Below are 21,900 nucleotides of genomic sequence, written 5' to 3' on the forward strand. Positions count from 1 at the left end.
ATCACTCACTCTCTGTCCTCAAGGCGCGACCCAGTGTATCCGCGATCGACAGGTGAGGAGAAACCAAGGCCCCGTGGTGGGTAATGGAAGCGTATAACCACGCGTGGGCCGTGCGGAGGGCTGGGAATGTCGGCTGGGACACGCCAACCGTACGGGGGAAATGATGGACGAATCCAATCACTGGTACGGGCACTCCCGCATTCTTGGCAAATATTGCGGCCTGCCGGACGAGTTGCCGAAGCGCATCCAGGGTTTTCTCCAGCACGGATGGAACTATCTCCATGGATTTCCCCCGAACGACCACTGGTGCAGCCCCGGTTATCCCCGTTTCGTCTGGTCGGACGTGCTGCGCCGCCGTGGCTGGTCCATGGGCCGCAGGGGGCACTACCTGATCGGCGCGCCGTGGATTTACCTCCTTCACCTCGAGCCGGACCTGGGCGTGGTTCCCGATCGTGAAGGCACGATCTGGTATCCCTTTCATGGATGGGAGAAGCACTCCGTCAGTGGTGACCACGGTCGACTTGCCGACGAAATACGAGATGTCGAGACTGACCCGGTCACGGTCTGCCTTTACTGGCTGGAGTTCGCAAATCCGTACATTCGGCGGGCGTACGAGTCGAGAGGTTTCCGGGTCATCTGCCATGGCGAGCGCGGATCCCGCTGGGATACGAAGGGGCGTGACTTCCTGCGCAAGCAGCTGCGCCAGTTGCGGCGCCACCGCAGGGTGGCCTCCAACAGGCTCGGCAGCGCGCTGTTCTACGGCGCGTCGGTGGGCTGCGAGGTGGCCGTGTACGGCGATCCGATGCAGTTCGAGGACGAACGGCCGGAATACGGCGGCGCGGCGCGCCGCATGAGGCTCTGGCCCGAGCTGCACGGCACGACCGTCGACCCCGGGCTGGCGGCGGAGACGGCGAGGCAGGAGCTGGGTTTCGACTATCAGGCGACACCGGAGGAGCTACGGCGAATGTTCGGATGGAAGCGGGTGCGCTGCGGATCCCCGGCGACCGGGCACGGAGCGGGGTCATGAACACGCGCATGAGCGAGGCGCCCGAGAACGTCCGGCTGATCGGCGGGGAGATGCTGCTGTGGTCCGACCTGTCCAACATGGGCGGCATCACGGACTGGCGCGGCGCGGCACTCGAGCTGGTCAGGCGGATGACCCCGGCGAGCGGCAGGGTGCTGCTGGTCGGGCCGCATCCACAGGCGCTGGTGGACGAGGTCGTCGCGCTGGCTTCCGAGGCGGCGGCGCTGGTGCGCTCCTACCCCGACGCGTGCGCGCTCGGCTCGCGGCACCCGGGGCTGGAGGTGTTCTGCGGCCGGCTGGAGATGCTGGACGCCGACGAGCCGTACGACCTGGTTCTCGCGATCGACGGGCTGGCGCGCACCCACTCCGCCGAGGCGCCGGCGGCCGGGTGGACGGAGTCGGTGGCCGCGCTCGCGGCGCTGGTCGCGCCCGGCGGGCGGCTGGTTCTCGGCGTACGCAACGACCTGGGCATCGACCGGTTCATCGAGGCCAGGCCCGCTGACCGGGAGGGCGGCGACGACCAGTGGGCGCCGCACGGTTTCGACCCGGGCTACCCGAGCGGGCCGCTGGCCGTCGACCGCGGCCTGGAGTCCGCGGGTCTGGTCGTGCAGCGCCGCTACGCGGCCTACCCCGGACGCCAGGCGCCGCGCGCGCTGCTGGCCAGTGAGGCGCTGGCCGGCGACCTGCCCGACGCGCTCACGTTCCCGCTCAGCGCGCGCGGCGGTGACCGGATGCTGGTGGCCGACCCGTTGCGGCTGACCCGCGTGGTGTTCCGCCACCGCCTGGGCGAGGAGCTGGCGCCGCTCTGGGTCGCCGTCGCCACCCGCCCGCCGGTCGCCCCCGGCGTCGAGGGCGACCTGCCGCTGGGCCTGATCGAGGAGGGCTCGGCCCTGTACGAGTTCACCGGCACGGCCACCCGGCGGCTGCCCGACGGCGACGAGCGCCGGATCCCCACCGGCCGGGTCGTCGAGGAGATCCTCGTCGAGGCCTGCGCCCGCGAGGACGTCAAAGCCGTACGCGACCTGCTCGCCCGCCTCGCCGAGTGGCTGGAGGGCGGCGGCGCCGTCGTGGCCGCGACCGACAGCCTCGTCCACGACGGCACGCGCTTCGCCGCGATCAGCCCAGCGGCGGCGCCGTCCATGCCTCCCGAGCCGCGCGTCGTGCTCTGCCGGATCCTGTGGCGGTTCGCGGTCAGGCTGCTGGCGGCCGGGCACCACCATCCCTGGCCGTGGCCGCTGGAGGCGGACCAGCTCGCGCTGACCCTGTGCGGCATGGCCGGGCGGCCCTGCGACCGGGGCGACCTCGACCGGGCCAGGAAGTTCGACGCCGAGCTCGGCCAGCTCGCCGAGCCGACCGAGCAGGCTCCCACCTACCGTGACCTGCTCGGCGCCCGCGACCGCCTGGCCGACCAGCTCACCGCCGCCCTGGCCAGGATCACACGCCTGGAGACCAAGCTGACGTACCGCGAACGCGAGCTGGTCAGGTCGAAGTCCCGCCTGCGCAGGACGCAGCGCAAGGCCACCGCCTACAGAAGAACCCTCGGATACCGTCTCTCCCGCCGCCTGGCCCGCCCTCGCAAGGTCGCCCGCCGAGTCATCCGCCTGTTGTCCGGTTGACGTAACGATGAGGAGTGCATGTGCCGGTTCTGTCGGTGATCGTGCCGTTCTATAACGTCGAGAAGTACATCGGACCCTGCCTGGACTCCATCGCCGCGCAGACCCTGGCCGACCTCGAGGTGGTCTGCGTCGACGACGGCAGCGACGACGGCGGCCCCGCCGTCGTGGCGTCCAGGCAGGCCGGCGACCGCCGGATCCGCCTCATCAGGCAGGACAACCACGGTGTCGGCCGGGCCCGCAACGTCGGCGTACGGCAGGCGAGCGGCCGCTACCTGGCCTTCGTCGACGGCGACGACACCGTGCCGCCCGACGCGTTCGGCCGGATGGTGGCCTCGCTCGAAAGCACCGGCTCCGACCTGGCCTGCGGAAACGTCATGCGCCTGCACCGCAACCTGCTCGTGCCCTCGTGGGCGCACCGGCAGGCGTTCGCCAGGCCGGTCAAAGGCACCCACATCACCCGTCACCCGCTGCTGATCCGTGACCGCATGTTGTGGAACAAGGTCTACCGCCGCTCCTTCTGGGACGACCTGGGCCTGAGCTTCCCCGAGCGCATGTACGAGGACCAGCCCGTCGCCATGGCCGCCCACGTCGGTGCCCGTTCGGTGGACGTGTTGTCCAGGGTCGTCTACCACTGGCGGCAGCGCGACGAGCCCGGCGCCTCGATCACCCAGCGCAGCCTGGAGCCCGGCAACCTGCGCGACCGCCTGCTGTCGGTGGTGCAGACCGCCGATCTGCTCGGCCGTGCCGCGCCGGGGCTGAAGCCCGGCTTCGACAGCGACACGATGGACATCGACATGGCGGTCGCCGTCGAGGCGATGGCCGCCATGGGCCCGTCGGCCGACCCCGGCCTGCTCGACCTGGCCTGCCGCTACCTCGACGGCGTGTCGCGGGAAGCGTGGCAGAGCATCCCGTTCGAGCAGCGCCTCCAGGTGCACCTGCTGCACCGGCGCCGCCTGGAGGAGCTGGCCGAGGTGTTCGCCCAGGCCCGCGACGGGCGGCTGCTGCCGAAGGTCGGACCGGTGGGGCTGCTGCGCCGGCGCTGGCACGGCCGCCACCCGTCGATGCCCGCCCGCCTGTCGGACGTCTCCGGCGAGCTGCGCCTGACGGGCCGGCTGGTGAGCCTCGAGTGGCGCGACGGCGTGCTGCACGGCGTGGGCCGGGTGTCGCTGGGCAGGTTCGACGCCGCCCGGCTGAGACGGGTGCGATTGCGCGTGTGGTTGCAGGAACGCCGGACGGGCGAGACCGTGCTCCTGTCGGAAGCGGTCAGCGCGCCCGTCTGGGAGGACTTCGAGCGGGACGACGGCCCCTCGGTGGCCGAGCACACCTTCCCGTTCAGGTTCGCCTTCGACCCTGAGACGCTGACGCCCGCGCAGCTGGGCAGGCACGGGCACTGGGACCTGCGCGCGCGGCTGAAGGGCCACGGGCTGCGGCTCGACGGCCGGGTGGGCGGGCCGCGCTGGTCACGGCCGCTCGTGCCGGAGCCGCTGCGGCTGCCGGGGGTCTGGGTGGTGCCGGTGCGCATGCCCAAGGGCGCCTGGGGCCTGCGCCTGCGTACGCCCAAGGCGGTCATCGGCTCGTGCCAGGTGGACGGCGGCGAGCTGGTGTGCGCGGGGAGGATCTCCGACGCCGGCGACGGCGAGCCCGTGCTGCGGCTGAGACGCAGGAGCGACGGCGAGGAGATGTACTTCCCCGTCGCGCTGGAGGGCCGGGAGTTCCGCGCGCGGGTGCCGCTGGCCGACATCGACGAGCGCGTCGGTGACGAGGCGTGGTGGGAGGTGCTCATCGACCAGGGCAGGCCCATCCGCCCGCTGGTGCGGACGGGGGATCGGCCGGTCGCGACCGTCGCCGACCGGCGCTTCCTCGTCGACAGGGACGACGACGGCGGCCTGCTGCTCGCCGAACGCTGATCAGGACAGGATGCCGGCCAGCGTCTCCGCGACCCGCTCCTGCTGGAGGTCCGACAGGCCGGGGAACAACGGCAGCGACAGCTCCTCGGCGTAGTAGGCCTCGGCCACGGGGCAGAGCCCGCGCCGGTAACCGAGGTCCTCGAACACCGGATGCCGGTAGGCCGGCAGGTAGTTGACCTGCACGCCGATGCCCGCGGCGCGCATGCGGTCGTAGACCTCCCGCCGGCGGCCGTCGAGAACCCTGACGGGATAGAGGTGCCAGGCCGGCTCGACGTAGGCGCGCTGGGCCGGCAGGACGAGGCCGGGCATGTCGCTCAGCATCAGGTGGTAGCGGGCGACCAGCTCCGCGCGTCGCGCGCGGAAACGGCGCAGCCGCCGCAGCTGGCTCAGGCCGAGCGCGCAGAGCACGTCGGGCAGCCGGTAGTTCAGCCCGAACGCGTGCACCTCCTGGTGCCAGCCGCCCTCGCCGGGGTGGCGCTGCTCGGCGGGGTCTCTGACCAGGCCGTGGTTCATGAACCAGGCGGCCCGCCTCAAGTGCTGGGGGTCGGCCGCCGCCACCGCGCCGCCCTCCGCCGTGGTGACGGTTTTGGTCGGGAAGAACGAGAACGTCGTCAGATCCGCCAGCGCCCCCACCGGCCGCCCTTTGTACGCAGACCCGATCGAGTGGGCCGCGTCGGCCATCAGCAGCGCCCCGGCTTCGTCGGCGACCGCGCGCAGCTCGTCGTAGTCGGCGGGATGGCCCGCGTAGTCGACCGCCGTCACCACCCGCGTGCGCGGCGTGACCAGCGCCGCGGCGCTGCCGGGATCGAGGTTGCCCGTGTCGGGCTGCACGTCGGCGAAGACCACCCGCGCGCCCAGCAGCGCGGCCGTGGCGGCGGTGGCCACGAACGTCAGCGGCGAGGTGACGACCTCGTCGCCCGGCCGCACCCCCGCCGCGACGTAGGCGACGTGCAGCGCCGCGGTGCCGGACGTGACCGCCACGCACGGCACGCCGCCGGTCCAGCGGGCCAGCTCGGCCTCGAACGCGCCGACCGCGGGGCCCGTCGTCAGCCAGTCGCCGCGCAGCACCTCGGCGACGGCCTCGACGTCGGACTCGGTGATCGACTGGCGTCCGTAGGGCAACATCAGCCGGTCACCATGCCGCGCAGGTCGTCGACCGAGAGCCACTGGTCGTTGGTGTCGGAGCGGTAGGCGAAACCCTCGGGGAGCAGCTCGCCGGCGTGCGGCGGCCGGTAGCCCCAGGTCGCGATCGTCGGCTGGAGCACGTAGCGGTCGGCCAGCCGCAGCGTCCTGCGCCCGTCGTCGGGCCCGATCATCTCCTCGTGCAGCTTCTCGCCGGGACGCACGCCGATCTCGTAGACCGGGCTGTGCGGGGCCAGCGCCTCGGCCAGGTCGGTGATACGCATGCTGGGGATGCGCGGCACGTACAGCTCGCCGCCCTGCATCAGGTCGAACGAGTCGACCACGAACCTGACGGCCTGGTCGAGCGTGATCCAGAACCTCGTCATGCGCTTGTCGGTGATCGGCAGGGAGCCGCCCTGCTCGGCCAGCCGCAGGAAGAGCGGCACGACCGAGCCGCGGCTGCCGACGACGTTGCCGTAGCGCACGACGGAGAAGCGGGTCTCGTGGGCGGCGGCGTAGTGGTTGGCCGAGACGAACAGCTTGTCGGCGACGAGCTTCGTGGCGCCGTAGAGGTTGATCGGACTGGACGCCTTGTCGGTGGAGAGCGCGACGACCTTGCGCACGCCGCAGTCGATGGCGGCCTCGACGACGTTCTGGGAGCCGGAGACGTTGGTGCGGACGTATTCGAACGGGTTGTACTCGGCGGTGTCGACCTGCTTGAGCGCCGCCGCGTGGATGACGTGGTCGACGCCGTGCATGGCGCGGGTCAGCCGGTCGCGGTCGCGGACGTCGCCGATGAACCAGCGCAGCCGCTCGTCGTCGTCGAAGAGCTGCTTGAGTTCGTACTGCTTCAGCTCGTCGCGGGAGAAGACCACCAGGCGCCGCACTCCGAGCGAGTCGAGCGCGTGCCTGATGAACGCCTTGCCGAAGGATCCGGTGCCTCCGGTGATCAAGATCGACGATCCGCTGAGAATGCTCACGTGGCCCCCTGAATCGTGCTTGCGCACTGTCGTCGTATGAGCAGGCGGTAGCATAGCGCGATCGTTCGAGGACTCAGCGTCACACGGGGGAATGGGGCTTCGGTGCGCATTGTCGGAATTGTTCAGGCTCGGATGGGCTCCACGCGCCTGCCCGGAAAGGTGCTGCGCGACCTGGGCGGCCGCTCGGTGTTGTCGTGGGTCGTACGCGCCGCGCGCGAGGCGGGTGCCCTCGACGATCTCGTCGTCGCCACCACGATCGAACGGGCCGACGACGCCGTGGCCGCCGAGTGCCGCGTGCTCGGCGTGGGCTGTCACCGGGGGCCGGTCGACGACGTGCTGACGCGGTTCATGCACGCGATGGCCGGGCGGCGGGCCGACGCGGTGATGCGGTTCACGGCAGACTGCCCGCTGCTCGACCCGGCCGTGATCAGGGAGGCGGCGCTGGTCTTCCGGGCCGTGCCCGGCCTCGACTACCTGAGCACGAGCCTGGTGCGCACGCTGCCGCGCGGGCTCGACGTGGAGATCGTCGGCAGGACCGCCCTGGAGCGGGCCGACCGGGAGGCCGCCGCCTTCCACCGCACCCACGTCACCTCCTACGTCTACGAGCATCCCGGCGACGCGCGGCTGCTCGGGCTGACCTACCGGCCCGCCGCCGACGACCTGCGGGTCACGCTCGACACCGAGGACGACTGGGAGCTGATCTCCCGCGTGGTGGGCGAGTTCGGCGACCGCCACGTGCCGGTCAAAGCGCTGGTGAGCTGGTTGCGGGCCCGGCCCGAGGTGTGCGGGCTCAACGCCCACGTGCGGCAGAAGGCGCTGCAGGACGCGTGAGCGGCCGCCACAGGGTGGGCTTCCGCTGCGACGCCGGGGAGAGCATCGGGGTCGGCCATCTGGTGCGCTGCGTGGCCCTGGCCGAGGAGTTGTGCGCCCGTGGCGTCGAGGTGGTCTTCCTCGGGCACGTGCGTGGCTCGGCGTGGGCGCTGGCGCAGCTGGAGCAGCGCGGGCTGCCGCTGGTCGACGCGCCTTCGTCCCCCGGCCGCCTGGCGGCGCTGGCCCGCGAGTCGCGGCTGGCCGCCGTCGTGCTGGACTCGTACGAGCTGCCCGCGGAGACGGGGGCGGCGCTCAGGCGGGCCGGCCTGGCGGTGCTGGCCATCGCCGACGGCGACCCCCTGGGCCAGCAGGCCGACCTCTATCTCGACCAGAACCTCGGCGCCGAGCGCCGCCACGGGTCCGGCACGGGAGGGCGGTGGCTGGCCGGAGCACGATACGCGTTGCTGCGCGACCGCGTACGCCGGTGCGCGCGCACGCCCCGGCGTGACCGGGTGCCGCACGTGCTCTGCTTCTTCGGCGGCACCGACAGCGCCGGCGTCGCCCCCGCGTGGGCGCGGGCCCTCCTGGCGACGGGCGAGCCGTTCCGCGGCACGGTGATCAGCCCGGCGTCCTTCGACGTGGGCGACCCGATCACCGTGATCCCGCCGACGGACCGCCTGCCCGAGCTGATGGCCGGCGCCGACCTCGTGGTCACCGCCGCCGGCTCGGCCATCTGGGAGCTGCTCCACCTCGGCGTGCCCACGGCGCTGACCTGGGTGGCGGACAACCAGCTCATCGGCTATGGCGAGCTGGTCGGCCGGGGCGTCGCCGCCGGGCTGGGCGGCGAGCCGGACGCGCGGGCCGTGGCCGCGCTCGCCCGGCTGCTCGCCGACCCCGCCGCCCGCGAGGAACACGGCAGGCGGGGCAGCGGCCTCGTCGACGGCAAGGGCAGGGAGCGCGCCGCCGACGCCCTGCTCGCCCTGCTCTAGACGAGGTCCCAGGTCAGCGGCGTGCCGAACGCCACGTCGTGGGTGAAGCGCCGGCCCATCACCTGCGCGGCGGCCTCGGGAGGCAGCCCGCCCGCCGGCCGGATCGAGCGTACGTTGTCAGGGGTCACCGGCTCGCCCGCGCGCACGTCGCGCACGACGTGAAGGGACCGGCGGAAGCGCAGCCCTTCGCGCTCGGACGGGCGCGGCCCGATCACCGGGCTGCCCAGCGACTGCCAGGCCCGCTCGCTCTCCACCACCAGCGCCAGCAGCTCGCCCGGCTCCAGCGAGAAGGCCGCGTCGACCCCGCCCTCGGACCTGGACGTCGTGACGTGCTTCTCGATCAGGCAGGCGCCCAGCGCCACGGCGGCCAGCGCGGCGCCCAGCCCTGGCGTGTGGTCGGAGACGCCGACGACCGCTCCGGTGAGCGCGGCCAGCAGCGGCAGCGCGCGCAGGTTGCTCTCGGCGGGCGAGGCCGGATAGGACGCCGTGCACGACAGGACCGCCAGCTGCCCGCAGCCCGCTTCGCGGGCGGCCGTCACGGCGGCCTCGATCTCCCCGGCGGACGCCATGCCCGTCGAGATGATCAGTGGCTTGCCCGTGCTCGCCGCGAGCCTGATCAGCGGCAGGTCCACGATCTCCGACGAAGCGATCTTGTACGCCGGTGTGCCCAGCTTCTCCAGCAGCTCGACGGCCGACGGGTCGAAGGGGGAGGAGAAGGCGGTGAGCCCGTGCTCGCGGGCCCGCTCGAAGATCGGCTCGTGCCACTCCCACGGCGTGTGGGCACGCTCGTAGAGCTGGTAGAGGTGCTCGCCGCCCCACAGCTCGTGCCCGTCGCCGATCCGGAACGCGGGCCCGTCGCAGTCGACGGTCAGCGTGTCGGCCCGGTAGGTCTGCAGCTTCAGCGCGTGCGCGCCACTGGCCGCCACCGCGTCCACGATGGCCAGCGCCTGCGCCAGGCTCCCGTTGTGGTTGCCGGACATCTCGGCGACGACGTAGGGCGGATGCGCCGCCCCGATCGGCCGCCCCGCGATGGAGATCATGCCTGCCCCTTCCTGAGCTCGATGGCCACGACGTCGCGCGGAACACCGTCGACGTCGCGCTGGTAGGAGCCCACCTCGGCGAAGCCGAACCGCTGGTGCAGCAGCCTGACCGGCGCGTTGTCGGCCAGCACCTCGCCGCGGAGCGCCGCCTGCCCGAGCGGCCCGAAGGCGTGCGTGATGGCCGCCTTCTCCAGCCCGATCCACGCCCGCAGCAGGTCGCCCGACCCTTCGAGCCCCTCGAGGTCGAGGTAGAAGCCCCAGGAGGCGGCGCCGGACGCCAGGTCGGCGTAGGTCACCACCCCGGCGGAGACCCCGTGGTGGTCGTAGATCAGCACGCACCTGCCCGGGTCGGCACTGGTCGCCTGCCACCACCGCAGGTGCTCGGCCGGCGTGATCTCGTGCGTGGCGAAGCTGGCCGCGCGCACCCGCGGGTGGTTGCGCCATCGGCGCATGACGGGCAGATCATCGTCACGGACGCTCCTCAGCATCGCTGCCCCTAACTCTCAGCGCGGACTCAACTGCACAACGTAGCCGATCGCGCGTCAGGTAAAGAGCTGATCAGGGATGCGGATCCGGCCCGGCGGCCACGGCATGCTGCCCTCGACCTGTCCTTTCGAGCCGGGTCCAGGAAGCAAGGAGCAATCGTCATGATCCCCCTGCTCAGCGTCGTCGTCCCGTTCCACGACGTGGAGGCGTACATCACCGAGTGCCTGAAGTCGCTGGCCGCCCAGACACTGGAAGACTTCGAAGTGATCCTGGTCGACGACGGCTCCGAGGACGGCAGCCGGCGCGTGGCCGAGGACTTCGCCGCCCGTGACGAGCGTTTCGTCATCGTCACCCAGCGAAACCAGGGCCCGGGGCCCGCGCGGAACGAGGGCATCCGGCACGCCCGCGGCACCTATCTGGCCTTCGCCGACAGTGACGACGTCGTGCCGCCGCACGCGTACGAGCTGCTCGTCGGCAGCCTGGCCGAGACCGGGTCAGACCTCGCGTGCGGCGCGGTGGGACGGCTCGTGGACGGCCGGCTGGAGGAGTCGACGCTGCACGAGAAGGTGTTCAGGCGGCCGCAGCTGTGCACCCACATCACCGACAAGCAGGTGCTCGTCAGGGACCGCACGGTGTGGAACAAGGTCTACCGGCGCGCCTTCTGGGAGCGCTGCGGCCTGGCGTTCCCCGTCGGCATCTACGAGGACGTGCCCGTCGCCATGCAGGCGCACGTCCTGGCCACCAGCGTGGACATGGTGGGCGACGTGGTCTACCACTGGCGCAGGCGCGAGACGGGGGCCACGTCGATCACGCAACGCAGGACCGAGCCGGACAACCTGTACGAGCGCCTCGCGGCCATCCGCGCGGTCCGCGCCTTCCTCGAGGAGCGTGCGCCCGACCTGCTCGACGGCTTCGACGCGCTGGTGCTGGAGAAGGACATCCTGTTCCTCTTCCAGGCGCTGGAGAACTGCGACGAGTGCGGCCCGGTGGTGGAGCTGGCCCACGCGTGGCTGGCCGAGCTGAGCGTGCGGGCGCTGGCCACCGCGCCCTCGCTGCGCCGCCTGGAGTTGCACCTGGTCAAGCGCGGGCTGGTGGCGGAGCTGCGCAAGGTGCGCGCGTTCCGGCGGGCCCGCGAGGGCGGCACTCGCATCGTGCCGCGCGGCCTGCGCGTCACCAACTGGTACGGCGACTACCCCTTCTTCCGCAACCGCCGGCTCCGGATCCCCGACGAGGTCTTCGACGCCCGGGACGAGCTCAAACTGGTCGCCAGGGTCGACGCGTGCGAGTGGACCGGCACGGAGTACCGGCTGCGGGGGCACGTGTCGTTCCACCGCGTCGACAGGAAGCCGGCCAGGGTCAGCATGTGGCTCTCCGACGGACGCCGCCGCGTGCCCCTGGAGGTGCGGCGCTCGGGCCGCCACGGCGTGGTCGCCGCCATCGACCCCCGCCGGCTGGGCGGCGGCGGGAAGAACTGGAAACTCGAGGTGCGCGCCGAACTGCGCGGCCTGGTCATGACCGGCTGGTGCAGGGACGGCGACACCGGACCCACGTGGCGGTTTTCCGTGCCGGGACGGTCAAGAACGGGCATGGAAACCACCCAGTAGTTCCAGAGAGTAATCGATCCGGCGCGTTGCGTGGCCATGCTGGAGTCCATGAGGACCTATTCGCTCGATGACGTCCACGAGACACGCAAGCGGAGAGATTCCTGGTGGACCGTGTATTTCGTGGACCCGGCCGCCTGCCGGGTCGCGCTGGTCGTGGCCAACCGTACCCAGCTGACGCCCAACGCGCTCACCGTGTTCTCCCTGGTCCTCGGCGCGGTGTCGGCCGCCTGCTTCGCGATGAACCAGCTCGCGGCGGGCGCGCTCGCGTTCTATGTGAGCTTCATGATCGACTGCGTGGACGGCAAGGTCGCCCGGCTCAAGGGCACCGGCACGCCCTTCGGGCTCTGGCTCGACTACGTGGGTGACCGCGTCCGGGTGGTCCTGTGCGCCGGAGGGCTGGCGTACGGGCAGTACGCGCTGACGGGCGAGGTGCACTTCATCGTCCTGGGCGCGGCGGTGGCCGTGCTCGACCTGTTCAGGTACGTCAACGCGCCGCAGATGAAGCGGGTGCGCGAGGCGGTCAGGGAGGGGCGGCAGGAGCCCGGCGACGAGCATGAGCCCTTCGATCAGGATCCTTTCGACCAGGAGTCGCAGGAGCCGCAGGATCGGGTGGCGTTGGGGCGGGGGCCCCGGCGGCGCAGCTTTCCGCGACGGCTCAACAGGTTCCTGGCCCGCCACCGGGTGCGCTCGCACCTGATCAGCGGCATCGAGTTCCATGCGGCGGTGTTCGTGGTCGCGCCTCTTGCGGGGGCATGGGCGCTGATCCCGCTCGCCGCGATGTCGGGGGTCCTGCTGCTGGCCAACGAGGTCTTCCTCGTCTACCGGCTGTGGCTCTTCACGCGCAGGCACGGCGCGGCCTCCTCTCAGGAGAGCCGAGAGCACGTTCTCGTCTAAGTTTTCGGGGGTTACTACGCAATGTCCGACCGGCCAGTCTTCGTCATCGGATGCCCGCGGTCTGGCACCACGATGCTCCAGCTCATGCTCCACTCGCACCCGCGTATGGCGGTGCCTCCGGAGACGCGCTTCCTCGTTCCCGCCTACCACCGCCGGCGCACCTGGGGCGACCTGCGGGTCACCCAGCGCCGTCGCGCCTTCGCCCAGTGGATCGCGACCGAACGCAGCACGAAGTTCCGCGAGCTCAAGATCGACAAGGACGATTTCGTCCGGCAGTGCGTGGAGGGCCCTGGCTCGCTCGGCTCGGTGATCGGCACGGCCTTCCGCATGTACGCCGACCGCTTCGACAAGCCCCGCTGGGGCGACAAGCGACCGAGCTACGTCAAGCAGGTCGACATGCTGCTGCGGCTCTTCCCCGACGCCCAGTTCATCCACCTCATCAGGGACGGCCGCGACTGCGTGTCCTCGCTGAAGGAGATGCCCTGGTACAACCTGGACTCCTTCCACGCCGTGTCCACCTGGGCCGAGGCCATCGACGCGGGCGGCCGGCTGCGCCGGACCCTGCCCGAGGACACGTACTACGAGCTGCGCTACGAGGACCTCACGGACGACCCGGCGACCGAGCTGAAGAAGCTCTGCCACTTCCTGGAGGAGGACTTCGCCCCGTCGATGGTCTCCCCGCGCGAGGCGGCCCAGGTGGCGGTGCCGCAGCACAAGGTCTGGCACAGCAACACGCACGGCGACGTTCTGCGCACCCGCGTGGGCAGCTGGGCGAACCGGCTGGAGGACTGGGAGATCTCGCTGTGCGAGCACATGCTCGGCGACCGCCTGGAGTCCATGGGGTACGAGCTCACCGGCGCGCCCAAGCCCACCAAGGAGCACGTGGTCGCCTGCCAGAAGACGATGCAGAAGCGTAAGGCCAGCCGCATGCGCAAGGCCATGCGCGACCGGCTGAACCGGCTGCGCGAGCCGAGCCCGGTGGCCGCGTTGCTCACCTCGGGCCAGTGCGCGCTCGCGGGCGTGCCGCACCAGCGCCCGGAACTGGCCGAACCGGCGGTGTAGCCGCCTCATCGGTCGATGTGGGCGAACATCGACTCCCAGCGGTCCAGCACGAGGTCGAGGCGGAAGGCCTCGGCCCGTGCGCGGGCGGCGGCGCCCGAGCGGCGCCGCTCCTCCGCGGAACGGACGAGCCGGCCCAGCGCGAAGGCGAAGGCGGTGACGTCGCCGGGCGGCACCGCCACCGGCCCGGCCGAGCGCACGCCCCCCGACACGTCGAACGCCACCGCGGGCACCCCGTGCGCCGCCGACTCCAGCAGCACGACGGGCAGGCCCTCGTGCTCGCTGGTCAGGCCGAGAACCGAGGCCGCGAGATATTCGCCGGGCATGCGCGCGGCGGGCACCCGTCCCCGGAAGACCACCCGGTCACCGACGCCCTCCCCGGCCGCGTGCTCGCGCAGCCGCGCCAGCTCGCCGCCGTCGCCGATCAGGTGCAGCTCCCACGGCGGCGGCGCGCCCGACCGGGCGAACGCGGTGATCAGCCGGTCGAACCGTTTGACCCCCTCCAGCCTGCCCACGCCGAGCACCCGCGGCGAGTCGAGCGCGGACGTCTCCTCCGGCCAGGTCGCCAGGGGGTTCGGCAGGCTCCACGTGTTGGGCAGCAGCGCGTGCTCCGAGAACCGCCACGCGTCGTCCTCGCTGAGGAACACCGCCTGGTCGAGCCGGGGGTAGTGCCTCCTGATCGAGGCCATATGCCAGCAGTCGCGGGCGTGGTCGTAGGAGCCGTGATACTGCCCGATGGGCCGGAACGCCGGTGGCAGCAGCCCTGCCATCCTGGCCACCGCCGAGGGCGAGGTCATCACCGCGTACCCCGGACGGATCGTTTCGAGCAGTTCCTTCAGCTTCCTGTCGACCCGCCTGCGGGCCAGGCGTCCGGTCGTGTCCATGGGGCGGCGGCTGATCACGTGGTGGTGGTAGAGCGGCCGGTCCACGTACCGGAAGGGGGCGGCGGGGCGGTGCAGGCCGATCACGTGCACCTCGTGGCCCCGGCCGGCCAGCCCCTGCGCGAGGGTGTGCGTCACCTGCTGGACGCCGCCGAGGGAGTCGGCGTCGAGGCAGGCGAAGACGACGCTCAATGGGCGCCCTCGAAGAAGTCGGCCACGATCCTGGCGGCGGCGTCGCCGTGCTCGTCGGCGCACCAGAGCTCGCGGAAGGCGGCGTACCGCTCGGCGCAGGCCGCGTGCCGGGCGGGCAGGTCCCTGAGCGCGGCCACCAGGTCCTCGGTGGTCGTCACGCAGGGGCCCGGCGCGATGGCCAGGAGGTCGTGGTAGACACCGCGCTCCGAGAGCCGGTAGTCGTCCCAGTCGTCGATGAAGAACAGCATCGGCTTGCCCGTGAGCGCGTAGTCGCACATCACCGAGGAGTAGTCCGTCAGCAGGGCGTCCGAGGCGGGCATCAGGTCGTTGATCTCCGGGTAGGACCCGGCGGTGCGGACGAAGTGCAGCAGGTGCTCGGGCACCCGATACCGCTCGACCGGATGGGTGCGCAGGACGACGACCCACTCGCCGGCCAGCTCGTCGGCCATGAGCTCCAGGTCGGCGCGCACCGACCGGCCGCTGCCCTTGGCCCGGTCCCGGTAGGTGGGCGCGTACAGCAGGATCTTCCTGCCGGGCGGGATCTCCAGCCGCTCCCGCACATCGCGCGCGCCCTCCCCGCGTACGAGGGCGTCGCAGCGGGGGGTCCCGCAGCGGTAGACCTTGCCCGTGTAGCCGTTGGACGGCAGGAACACCCGCGAGAACTCCGCGCTCGGCGACACCAGCGCGTCCCACCGGGCGACCGCGGCCCGCCACCGTGCCCGCGGCCGGTCGAAGTCACCGCGCAGGTCGGGCGCGTCGAAGCCGATCGACTTGATCCCCTGCCCGTGCCAGGTCTGCAGGTAGCGGGTGCCGCGCGGCTTCGGGTAGTCGAGCGGGAACCCGTGGCTGTCCACCCAGATCCCCGCACGCGCCATCGTCCAGACGTAACGCCAGCTGCCCCTGCGCACCCGCCGCACGCCTTGGGGAAACCCGCCGCGCCCCTTCGCCTCCGACCAGACCACCTCGATCGGCAGCCCGCGCCGCCGCAGCTCCTCGTGGACGGCTCTGGGGCTGCCGCTGTAGCCCTTCCCGACGTCCGACTCGAACAGCGCGAGGTCCCCGCGCCTCGGCAACACGCGGATCAGCACCTTGTACGCTCGCAGCTTGTTCCGCGGCGTGCTGTACCGCTTGAGCAGGCGCCGCTTGACCCGCTGCCACACGGGCCGCGGCCCGGCCACGGGACGCACGCACAGGTACGCGGCGCGGCCCTCCGCCTTCACCGTGCGGCCGGGCAGCTCGATGGGCTCGGTGCGCGGGTCGACGATGATCCGGTCGGTCGTGGTGTGCCCGTCGGAGGTCCTGGTGAAGCCGATGCGCGGATCGCACTTGCCGGTGGGCGTGAAGACGACCTCGCTGACGTACCCGCCGTCGCCGGACGGCCGCGGCGTGATGGGGACACGCTTCCCGCCGAGCTGCAGGAACGCCTTCCACTCCAGCGGCAGCTTGCCGAACGGGTCGTAGCTGCGCACGGTCATCCGTACGCGCTCGCCGTCGGTGGACAGGGCCGTCGCCTCGTGCCGCAGCCTGGACGCCGCGTAGGGCAGCTCCGCCAGCCGCAGCCGGGTGATGTCCATGCCGGGCGAGACCGTGGTGCCCCAGTACGTCCGCCCGTCGTGCTGCACGGCGGACCTGGGGGCGGCTCTCGGCCCGGTGAGCGAGCCCGCCGCGATCCGCAGGTCTTCGATCCGGTCGTCCAGGATGAGCCGGCAGCAGACCCGGTCGAGGGGCGCCATCTCGTCCAGCGCGTCCCCGGGGATCTCCTCCAGGTACGGCCGCACGATGGAGGCGAACTCCTTGGTCCACACCAGGTCGCGGGAGGGCAGCGGGTTGAGGTAGACGCGCAGGTCCTGGCGGAGGAAGCGCCGCTGGCGGTGCGGCACCAGGTCGCCGGCCCCGTGCCGGCGCAGGGCGTCGTCGCTCATCCGGGCGGCGGTGACCCGCTGGCGCACGTTGTCCAGGTCGTCGATGCTCAGCGAGATCGACTCGTTCGTCGGCGCCCTGTGCCAGTGGTAGACCGTCCACGGCACGACGGCGAACCTGCGTGACAGCGCGTACAACCCGGCGGCGAAGACGTGGTCCTCGTAGTGGACGTCCTCGGGGAAACGCAGCCGGGCGGCGCGCAGCCGGCTCAGGTCGTAGAGCTTGTTGGTGGTGAAGCTGTCGAGGAACAGCGCGGGCTCCTCGCGGATGCCCTCGACCACCCGCCGCCGGGCGAACAACCACGGATAGTACGGCTGCAGGCGTCCGGTCCGCTCGTACAGACGCGAGATCTGCCCCGACACGAAGTCGGCGCCCGTGCGCTCGATCTCGGTGAGCAGGCTCTTGCACGCGTGCCGGGGCAGCTCGTCGTCGCTGTCGAGGAACATGACGTACGGCGTGGTCGCCGCGTCCATGCCGTCGTTGCGCGGGGCCCCGCACCCGCCGCTGTTGTGCCGCCTGCGCAGGTAGCGGACCCGGGGGTCGGCGGCCACGAGGCGGGCCGCCACCTCCGGTGTGCCGTCCGTGCTGGCGTCATCGGAGATGATCACCTCCAGGTCGCGCAGCGACTGCCCGAGCACGGAGCGTACGGCCCTGGGCAGGCGGGCCGCGTCGTTGTACGTGATGACGACGACGGTGCAGTCCGGCATGCCGAGTCCCCCCAGTAGTCCTCTGCGGGGATGGCTGCCCCTGCCGGAGGGGAAGCGTCAGGACTTGATCGAATATTTGCCCAAAAATCAGCGCATAAGCCGACGAATCACCCAGACGATGACCAGCAGCGCCGCGACCGCACCCGCGATGGGCGCCAGCCGCTTGAGCAGCGGTTGCCCGGCGATCTCCAGCAGGTCGAGCGCCTCCTCGTCGGCCGTGCGCGACGTGCGCAACGTGCCCACGGGCCGCACCTCCTGCCGGAGCTCCTCGGGCTCGCCGGGCTCGGGCACCGCCGCGAGAGGCCGGTCCTCCTCCTGCGGAGGGGCGGGCTCGACGGTCGACTCCGACAGCAGCGCGGCCAGGTTCTCGGCGAACCTGTCGATGAGCTTGGCGCCGACCTCGGCCATCACGCCGCGCCCGAACTGGGCCGGCCGGCCGGTCACGTTGAACGTCGTCTCCACGGCCACCGCCGTGGCCCCCTCGCGCGGCGTCATCCGCGCCTTGACCGTGGCGGAGGCCGTGCCCGACCCCCTCGCCTCCTTGCCCGACGCCTTGAGCGTCAGCGTGTGGGAGTCTTTGTCCACTTCCTCGAACGCGGCCGAGCCCTTGTACGTCACCGTGATCGGGCCGACCTTGACCTTCATCCTGCCGGTGAACTCGTCGCCCTCGAAGACGTCCAGGCTCGCCCCCGGCAGGCACGGAGCGACCCGCTCGACGTCGAGCAGCACCGCCCAGGCCTGCTCGACCGGAACAGGAACCGTGAACTCGTGTTCGAACCGCATCGCCATCGATTCGCTCCTCTCCGGTGGTTGCGACACTACGCCGGGGCGGGGGCACCCCGGAAGGGATGCCCCCGTGAGGTCAGGGCGATCCGGCCGCCGCGCGTACGGCCCGGTGGGTCAGCACCCTGGCCAGGTGCCGGCGGTAGTCGGGCCGCGCGTGCAGGTCGGCTGGCGGAGAGGTGTCCGCGGCCGCCTCCTCGCACGCCAGGCGCACCTGGTCTCCGAGCTCCACGCCCCGCAGGGCCGACTCGGTGGCGCGGGCGCGCAGCGGCTTCTCTCCCATGTTCGTCAGCCCGATCCTGGCCTCGATGATCGCGCCGTTGGAACGCTTGACAGCCGCCGCCACCCCGACGATCGCCCACGACTGCGCGGTCCTGTGGAACTTCTCGTAGTGGAAACCCCAGCCGGCACCCAGCTTCGGGATCTTCACCCCGGTCAGAATCTCGCCCGGCTCCAGCGCCGACTCCAGGTAGTCGACGAAGAAGCCGGCGGCGGGGATCTCCCGCTCACCCTCCGCCGACCTTGCCACGAGCACGCCGCCCAGCGCCAGCACCACGGCAGGCAGGTCGCCCGCCGGGTCGGCGTGGGCCAGCGAGCCGCCGAACGTGCCCCGGTGCCGGATCGCCCGGTCGGCCACCATGGCCGTGGCCAGCGCCACCAGCGGGCAGCCCGCGGTGACCACGTCGGAGCGCACGACCTCGTCGTGCGTCGTCATCGCGCCGATGAAGACGTGGTCGCCGCGGTCGTGCACGCCCTTCAGATCCGGCAGCCGGCCGACGTCCACCAGCGTCGACGGGTACGCCAGCCGCATCCGCAGCAGCGGCAGGAGCGACTGGCCGCCCGCCAGCACCTTGGCGTCCTCGTCGGAGGCGAGCGCCTGGCAGGCCTCCTCCAGCGAGGCGGGCCGCGCGTAGTCGAACTGCGCGGGGATCATGGCCGTGCTCCTTCCTGCGCGCCGTCGTTGAGGACCCGCCAGATGCGTTCCGGCGTGCACGGCATCCGTACGTCGTGCACGCCGCGCGGGCGCAGGGCGTCCACGACGGCGTTCACCACGGCCGGCGTCGAGGCGATCGTGCCCGCCTCGCCGACGCCCTTGACGCCCAGCGGGTTGCTGGTCGCCGGCGTCTCGGTGCGGTCGAGGGTGAAGCCCGGCAGGTCCGCCGCCGACGGAAGCAGATAGTCGGCCATCGTGGTGGTGAGCAGGTTGCCGTCGGCGTCGTAGACGGCCTCCTCGAACAGCGCCTGCGCGATGCCCTGGGCGATGCCGCCGTGCACCTGGCCCTCCACGATCAGCGGGTTGACGACCTTGCCGACGTCGTCGACCGCCACGTACGAGCGGATCTTCACCATGCCCGTCTCCGTGTCCACCTCCACCGCGCACAGGTGGGTGCCGTGCGGGAAGGAGTAGTTCTCCGGATCGAACGTGGCCTCGGAGTCGAGCCGCGCCTCCACCCCGTCGGGCAGGTCGTGCGCCGTGAACGCGGCCAGGGCCAGCTCCTGGATCGTCCGCTGCGACTCGGTGCCCCGCACCTTGAACGCCCCGGCCTCGAACTCCAGGTCGTCCGGCGAGCACTCCAGCACGTGCGCGGCCAGCTTGCGGGCCTTGTCCTTGACCTTGTCGCACGCCTTCAGCACCGCGACGCCGCCGATGACCAGCGAGCGGGAGCCGTAGGTGTCCATGCCCTTGTGGGCGATCGCCGTGTCGCCGTGCAACACCGTGACGTCCTCGAACGGCACGCCGAGCGCGTCGGCCGTGATCTGGCTCCACGACGTCACGTGGCCCTGCCCGTGCGGTGAGGTGCCGGTGATGACCTCGACCTTGCCCGTGGGCAGCATGCGCACCGCGCCGTGCTCCCAGCCGCCCGCGCCGTAGTTGGCCTCGCCGAGCATCCTCGACGGCGCAAGACCGCACATCTCGGTGTACGTGCTGACGCCGATGCCGAGTTGCACCGGGTCGCCCCTGTCACGCCGGTCGGACTGTTCGGCCCGCAGCTTGTCGTAGCCGAACAAGGCCAGCGCCTTTTCCGTGGCCGCCTCGTAGTTGCCCGAGTCGTACGTCAGGCCCGAGATCGTCGTGTACGGGAACTCCTCGTGCTTGATCCAGTTGCGCCTGCGCACCTCCACCGGGTCCATGCCCAGCTCGGCGGCGAGCTCGTCCATCATCCGCTCGATGGCGAACGTCGCCTCCGGGCGGCCCGCGCCACGGTACGCGTCCGTGGGCATCTTGGTGGTGAACACGCCCGTGCAGGCGAACTCGTACGCGTCCATCTTGTAGATCGCGTTGAACATCGACGCGCCCAGCATCGGGATGCCCGGCGTCACCAGCATCAGGTAGGCGCCCATGTCGGCCAGCAGGTCGACCCGCAGCCCTCTGATGCGCCCGTCGGCGTCGGCGGCCAGCCTGATGTGCTGGATCTGGTCGCGGCCGTGGTGCACGGTCAGGTTGCCCTCGGAGCGGGACTCGGTCCACTTGACCGGCTTGCCGAGCTTGCGCGTGAGCAGCAGGCCCAGCACCTCCTCCGCGGTGACCTGCAGCTTCGAGCCGAACCCGCCGCCCACGTCGGGCGCGATCACGCGGATCCGGTGCTCGGGGACGCCGGTCACCATGGCCAGCATGACCCGCAGGACGTGCGGGATCTGCGTGGACGTCCAGAGCGTGAACGACTCGCCGTCGGTGTCGGCCAGCACCGCCCGCGGCTCCATCGCGCTCGGGATGAGCCGCTGCTGCACGTACGTGCGGTCGATGACGACGGGAGCACCCTCGAACGCGGCGTCGAGGTCACCCGACGTGATCTTCGCGCTGAACGCCTTGTTGCCCGCCTCGTGCACCTTCGGGCTGCCGTCGGCGAGGGCTTCGTTCATGTCGAGCACGGCCGGCAGCGGCTCGTAGTCGACCTCGATGGCGTCGAGCGCGTCGGCGGCGCGGTAGCGGTCGGTCGCGACCACGCAGGCCACGGCCTCGCCGACGTAGCGCACCTCGGACACGGCCATCGGCGGGTGGTCGGGGATGACGATGTCCTCGCTCACCGGCCAGGCGCACGGCAGGCTGCCCTGCTCGGCGGCGAAATCCTCCCCGCTGTACGCCGCCACGACCCCCGGCAGGTCACGCGCCCCCGACACGTCGACTCTGGTGATCCTGGCGTGCGCCATCGGGCTGCGCAGGTACATCACGTGCAGCATGCCGGGGCGCGAGAGGTTGTCCGTCCACTGCGTCCGCCCCGTGAGCAGCCTCGTGTCCTCTTTGCGCCGCCGCGGCCTGCCCACCTCGGAGCGGTCGGTCGGCTCGTTGAGCTGGTCGCTCTGGGCGATCTGCTCGGCGACCAGGCCGGCGTCCATCTCGGTCATTGTGTGCTCACCGCCTGCCCCATCTCCTGCGCGCCCCTCCGTACGGCGCGGACGATGTTGCAGTAGCCGGTGCAGCGGCACAGGTTGCCCTCGAGGCCCTCCCTGATCGTCTCCTCGGACGGGTCGGGATCGTCTCTGAGCAGGTCGATCGAGGCCATGACCATGCCGGGCGTGCAGTATCCGCACTGCAGCGCGTGCTCTTCGTGGAAGGCCCGCTGCATCGGGTGCATCGACCCGTCTGCGCCCAGGCCCTCGATGGTGACGACGTCGCCGCCGTCGGCCTGCACGGCCAGCACCGAGCAGCTCTTCACGCTCTTGCCGTCGAGCATGACCGTGCAGGCGCCGCAGTTGCTGGTGTCGCAGCCGACCGGCGTGCCGGTTTTGCCGAGCCGGTCTCTCAGCAGGTGGACGAGCAGGAGCCGTGGTTCGACGTCCTCCTCGTAGGTGATCCCGTCGACGGTGACGGTGATTCGGGGCATACGTCCTCCCTCAGGAGCAGGGGGAAAGGCGGACACTCCGAACGTACGCCGGTGTTATTCCG

18 protein-coding genes are annotated in these 21,900 nt (G+C 71.7%); 8 read left to right on the forward strand and 10 right to left on the reverse strand.

All coding sequences use genetic code 11. From position 1 onward, the window contains the following. The first annotated feature begins 163 nt into the window (after positions 1 to 163). The 3 genes from ABGB01_RS11595 to ABGB01_RS11605 are packed head-to-tail and all read left to right on the forward strand — an operon-like array spanning position 164 to position 4,547. Entirely contained in the window at positions 164 to 1,027 is an 864-nt protein-coding gene (locus ABGB01_RS11595) for a hypothetical protein (protein ID WP_347773119.1), read from the forward strand. Continuing rightward, positions 1,024 to 2,640, forward strand: coding sequence for a hypothetical protein (locus tag ABGB01_RS11600; RefSeq protein WP_347773121.1), 1,617 nt, complete (start codon positions 1,024 to 1,026; stop codon positions 2,638 to 2,640). The genes ABGB01_RS11595 and ABGB01_RS11600 overlap by 4 nt, the downstream gene beginning before the upstream one ends. A gap of 20 nt (positions 2,641 to 2,660) precedes the next feature. After that, positions 2,661 to 4,547: a glycosyltransferase family 2 protein gene (locus ABGB01_RS11605; protein ID WP_347773123.1), complete on the forward strand. Its 1,887-nt coding sequence runs from the start codon at positions 2,661 to 2,663 to the stop codon at positions 4,545 to 4,547. Here ABGB01_RS11605 and ABGB01_RS11610 read toward each other — a convergent pair whose 3' ends face one another. Continuing rightward, on the reverse strand, positions 4,548 to 5,672 hold the full coding sequence (locus ABGB01_RS11610) for an aminotransferase class V-fold PLP-dependent enzyme (RefSeq protein ID WP_347773125.1): 1,125 nt from the start codon (positions 5,670 to 5,672) through the stop codon (positions 4,548 to 4,550). Then, the gene (gene pseB, locus ABGB01_RS11615; protein ID WP_347773127.1) at positions 5,672 to 6,649 is read right to left on the reverse strand and encodes a UDP-N-acetylglucosamine 4,6-dehydratase (inverting); all 978 of its coding nucleotides are present in this window, start codon (positions 6,647 to 6,649) and stop codon (positions 5,672 to 5,674) included. The genes ABGB01_RS11610 and pseB overlap by 1 nt, the downstream gene beginning before the upstream one ends. Positions 6,650 to 6,751: 102 nt before the next feature. Here pseB and ABGB01_RS11620 point away from each other — a divergent pair, with 102 nt between their 5' ends. Together ABGB01_RS11620 and ABGB01_RS11625 are read left to right on the forward strand one after the other, a co-directional pair. Further along, positions 6,752 to 7,480: an NTP transferase domain-containing protein gene (locus ABGB01_RS11620; protein WP_347773129.1), complete on the forward strand. Its 729-nt coding sequence runs from the start codon at positions 6,752 to 6,754 to the stop codon at positions 7,478 to 7,480. Beyond that, entirely contained in the window at positions 7,477 to 8,448 is a 972-nt protein-coding gene (locus ABGB01_RS11625) for a hypothetical protein (protein WP_347773131.1), read from the forward strand. The genes ABGB01_RS11620 and ABGB01_RS11625 overlap by 4 nt, the downstream gene beginning before the upstream one ends. Here the strand turns inward: ABGB01_RS11625 and pseI are convergent. Together pseI and ABGB01_RS11635 are read right to left on the reverse strand one after the other, a co-directional pair. Beyond that, a complete protein-coding gene (pseI, locus tag ABGB01_RS11630; protein ID WP_347773133.1) occupies positions 8,445 to 9,488 on the reverse strand; it encodes a pseudaminic acid synthase in 1,044 nt (347 codons plus the stop codon). The genes ABGB01_RS11625 and pseI overlap by 4 nt on opposite strands. Continuing rightward, the gene (locus tag ABGB01_RS11635) at positions 9,485 to 9,976 is read right to left on the reverse strand and encodes a GNAT family N-acetyltransferase (RefSeq protein WP_347773135.1); all 492 of its coding nucleotides are present in this window, start codon (positions 9,974 to 9,976) and stop codon (positions 9,485 to 9,487) included. The genes pseI and ABGB01_RS11635 overlap by 4 nt, the downstream gene beginning before the upstream one ends. Positions 9,977 to 10,135: 159 nt before the next feature. Between ABGB01_RS11635 and ABGB01_RS11640 the strand changes: the two genes are divergently transcribed. From ABGB01_RS11640 to ABGB01_RS11650, 3 genes are all read left to right on the forward strand, one after another. After that, entirely contained in the window at positions 10,136 to 11,578 is a 1,443-nt protein-coding gene (locus tag ABGB01_RS11640) for a glycosyltransferase family 2 protein (RefSeq protein ID WP_347773137.1), read from the forward strand. A gap of 48 nt (positions 11,579 to 11,626) precedes the next feature. Next, a complete protein-coding gene (locus ABGB01_RS11645; protein WP_347773139.1) occupies positions 11,627 to 12,472 on the forward strand; it encodes a CDP-alcohol phosphatidyltransferase family protein in 846 nt (281 codons plus the stop codon). A gap of 84 nt (positions 12,473 to 12,556) precedes the next feature. Further along, positions 12,557 to 13,534, forward strand: a complete 978-nt coding sequence (locus tag ABGB01_RS11650; protein WP_347773140.1) for a sulfotransferase — start codon at positions 12,557 to 12,559, stop codon at positions 13,532 to 13,534. Between the two features lie 5 nt (positions 13,535 to 13,539). Here the strand turns inward: ABGB01_RS11650 and ABGB01_RS11655 are convergent, their stop codons facing one another. The 6 genes from ABGB01_RS11655 to ABGB01_RS11680 all read right to left on the reverse strand — a co-directional run bounded on the left by ABGB01_RS11655 (position 13,540) and on the right by ABGB01_RS11680 (position 21,838). Further along, positions 13,540 to 14,604 (reverse strand): glycosyltransferase, encoded by a 1,065-nt coding sequence (locus tag ABGB01_RS11655; RefSeq protein ID WP_347773142.1) that lies wholly within the window; start codon positions 14,602 to 14,604, stop codon positions 13,540 to 13,542. Continuing rightward, entirely contained in the window at positions 14,601 to 17,231 is a 2,631-nt protein-coding gene (locus tag ABGB01_RS11660) for a CDP-glycerol glycerophosphotransferase family protein (protein WP_347773144.1), read from the reverse strand. Before ABGB01_RS11660 ends, ABGB01_RS11655 begins: the two co-directional genes overlap by 4 nt. An 87-nt stretch (positions 17,232 to 17,318) precedes the next feature. Beyond that, on the reverse strand, positions 17,319 to 18,020 hold the full coding sequence (locus ABGB01_RS11665) for an SRPBCC family protein (RefSeq protein ID WP_347773146.1): 702 nt from the start codon (positions 18,018 to 18,020) through the stop codon (positions 17,319 to 17,321). A 73-nt stretch (positions 18,021 to 18,093) separates the two neighbouring features. Beyond that, a complete protein-coding gene (locus ABGB01_RS11670; protein WP_347773148.1) occupies positions 18,094 to 18,948 on the reverse strand; it encodes a xanthine dehydrogenase family protein subunit M in 855 nt (284 codons plus the stop codon). Further along, on the reverse strand, positions 18,945 to 21,359 hold the full coding sequence (locus tag ABGB01_RS11675; protein ID WP_347773150.1) for a xanthine dehydrogenase family protein molybdopterin-binding subunit: 2,415 nt from the start codon (positions 21,357 to 21,359) through the stop codon (positions 18,945 to 18,947). The genes ABGB01_RS11670 and ABGB01_RS11675 overlap by 4 nt, the downstream gene beginning before the upstream one ends. Further along, on the reverse strand, positions 21,356 to 21,838 hold the full coding sequence (locus ABGB01_RS11680) for a (2Fe-2S)-binding protein (RefSeq protein ID WP_347773152.1): 483 nt from the start codon (positions 21,836 to 21,838) through the stop codon (positions 21,356 to 21,358). Before ABGB01_RS11680 ends, ABGB01_RS11675 begins: the two co-directional genes overlap by 4 nt. Between the last annotated feature and the right edge of the window lie 62 nt (positions 21,839 to 21,900).

It is taken from the genome of Nonomuraea sp. B5E05 (assembly GCF_039880665.1).
Lineage (GTDB): Bacteria > Actinomycetota > Actinomycetes > Streptosporangiales > Streptosporangiaceae > Nonomuraea.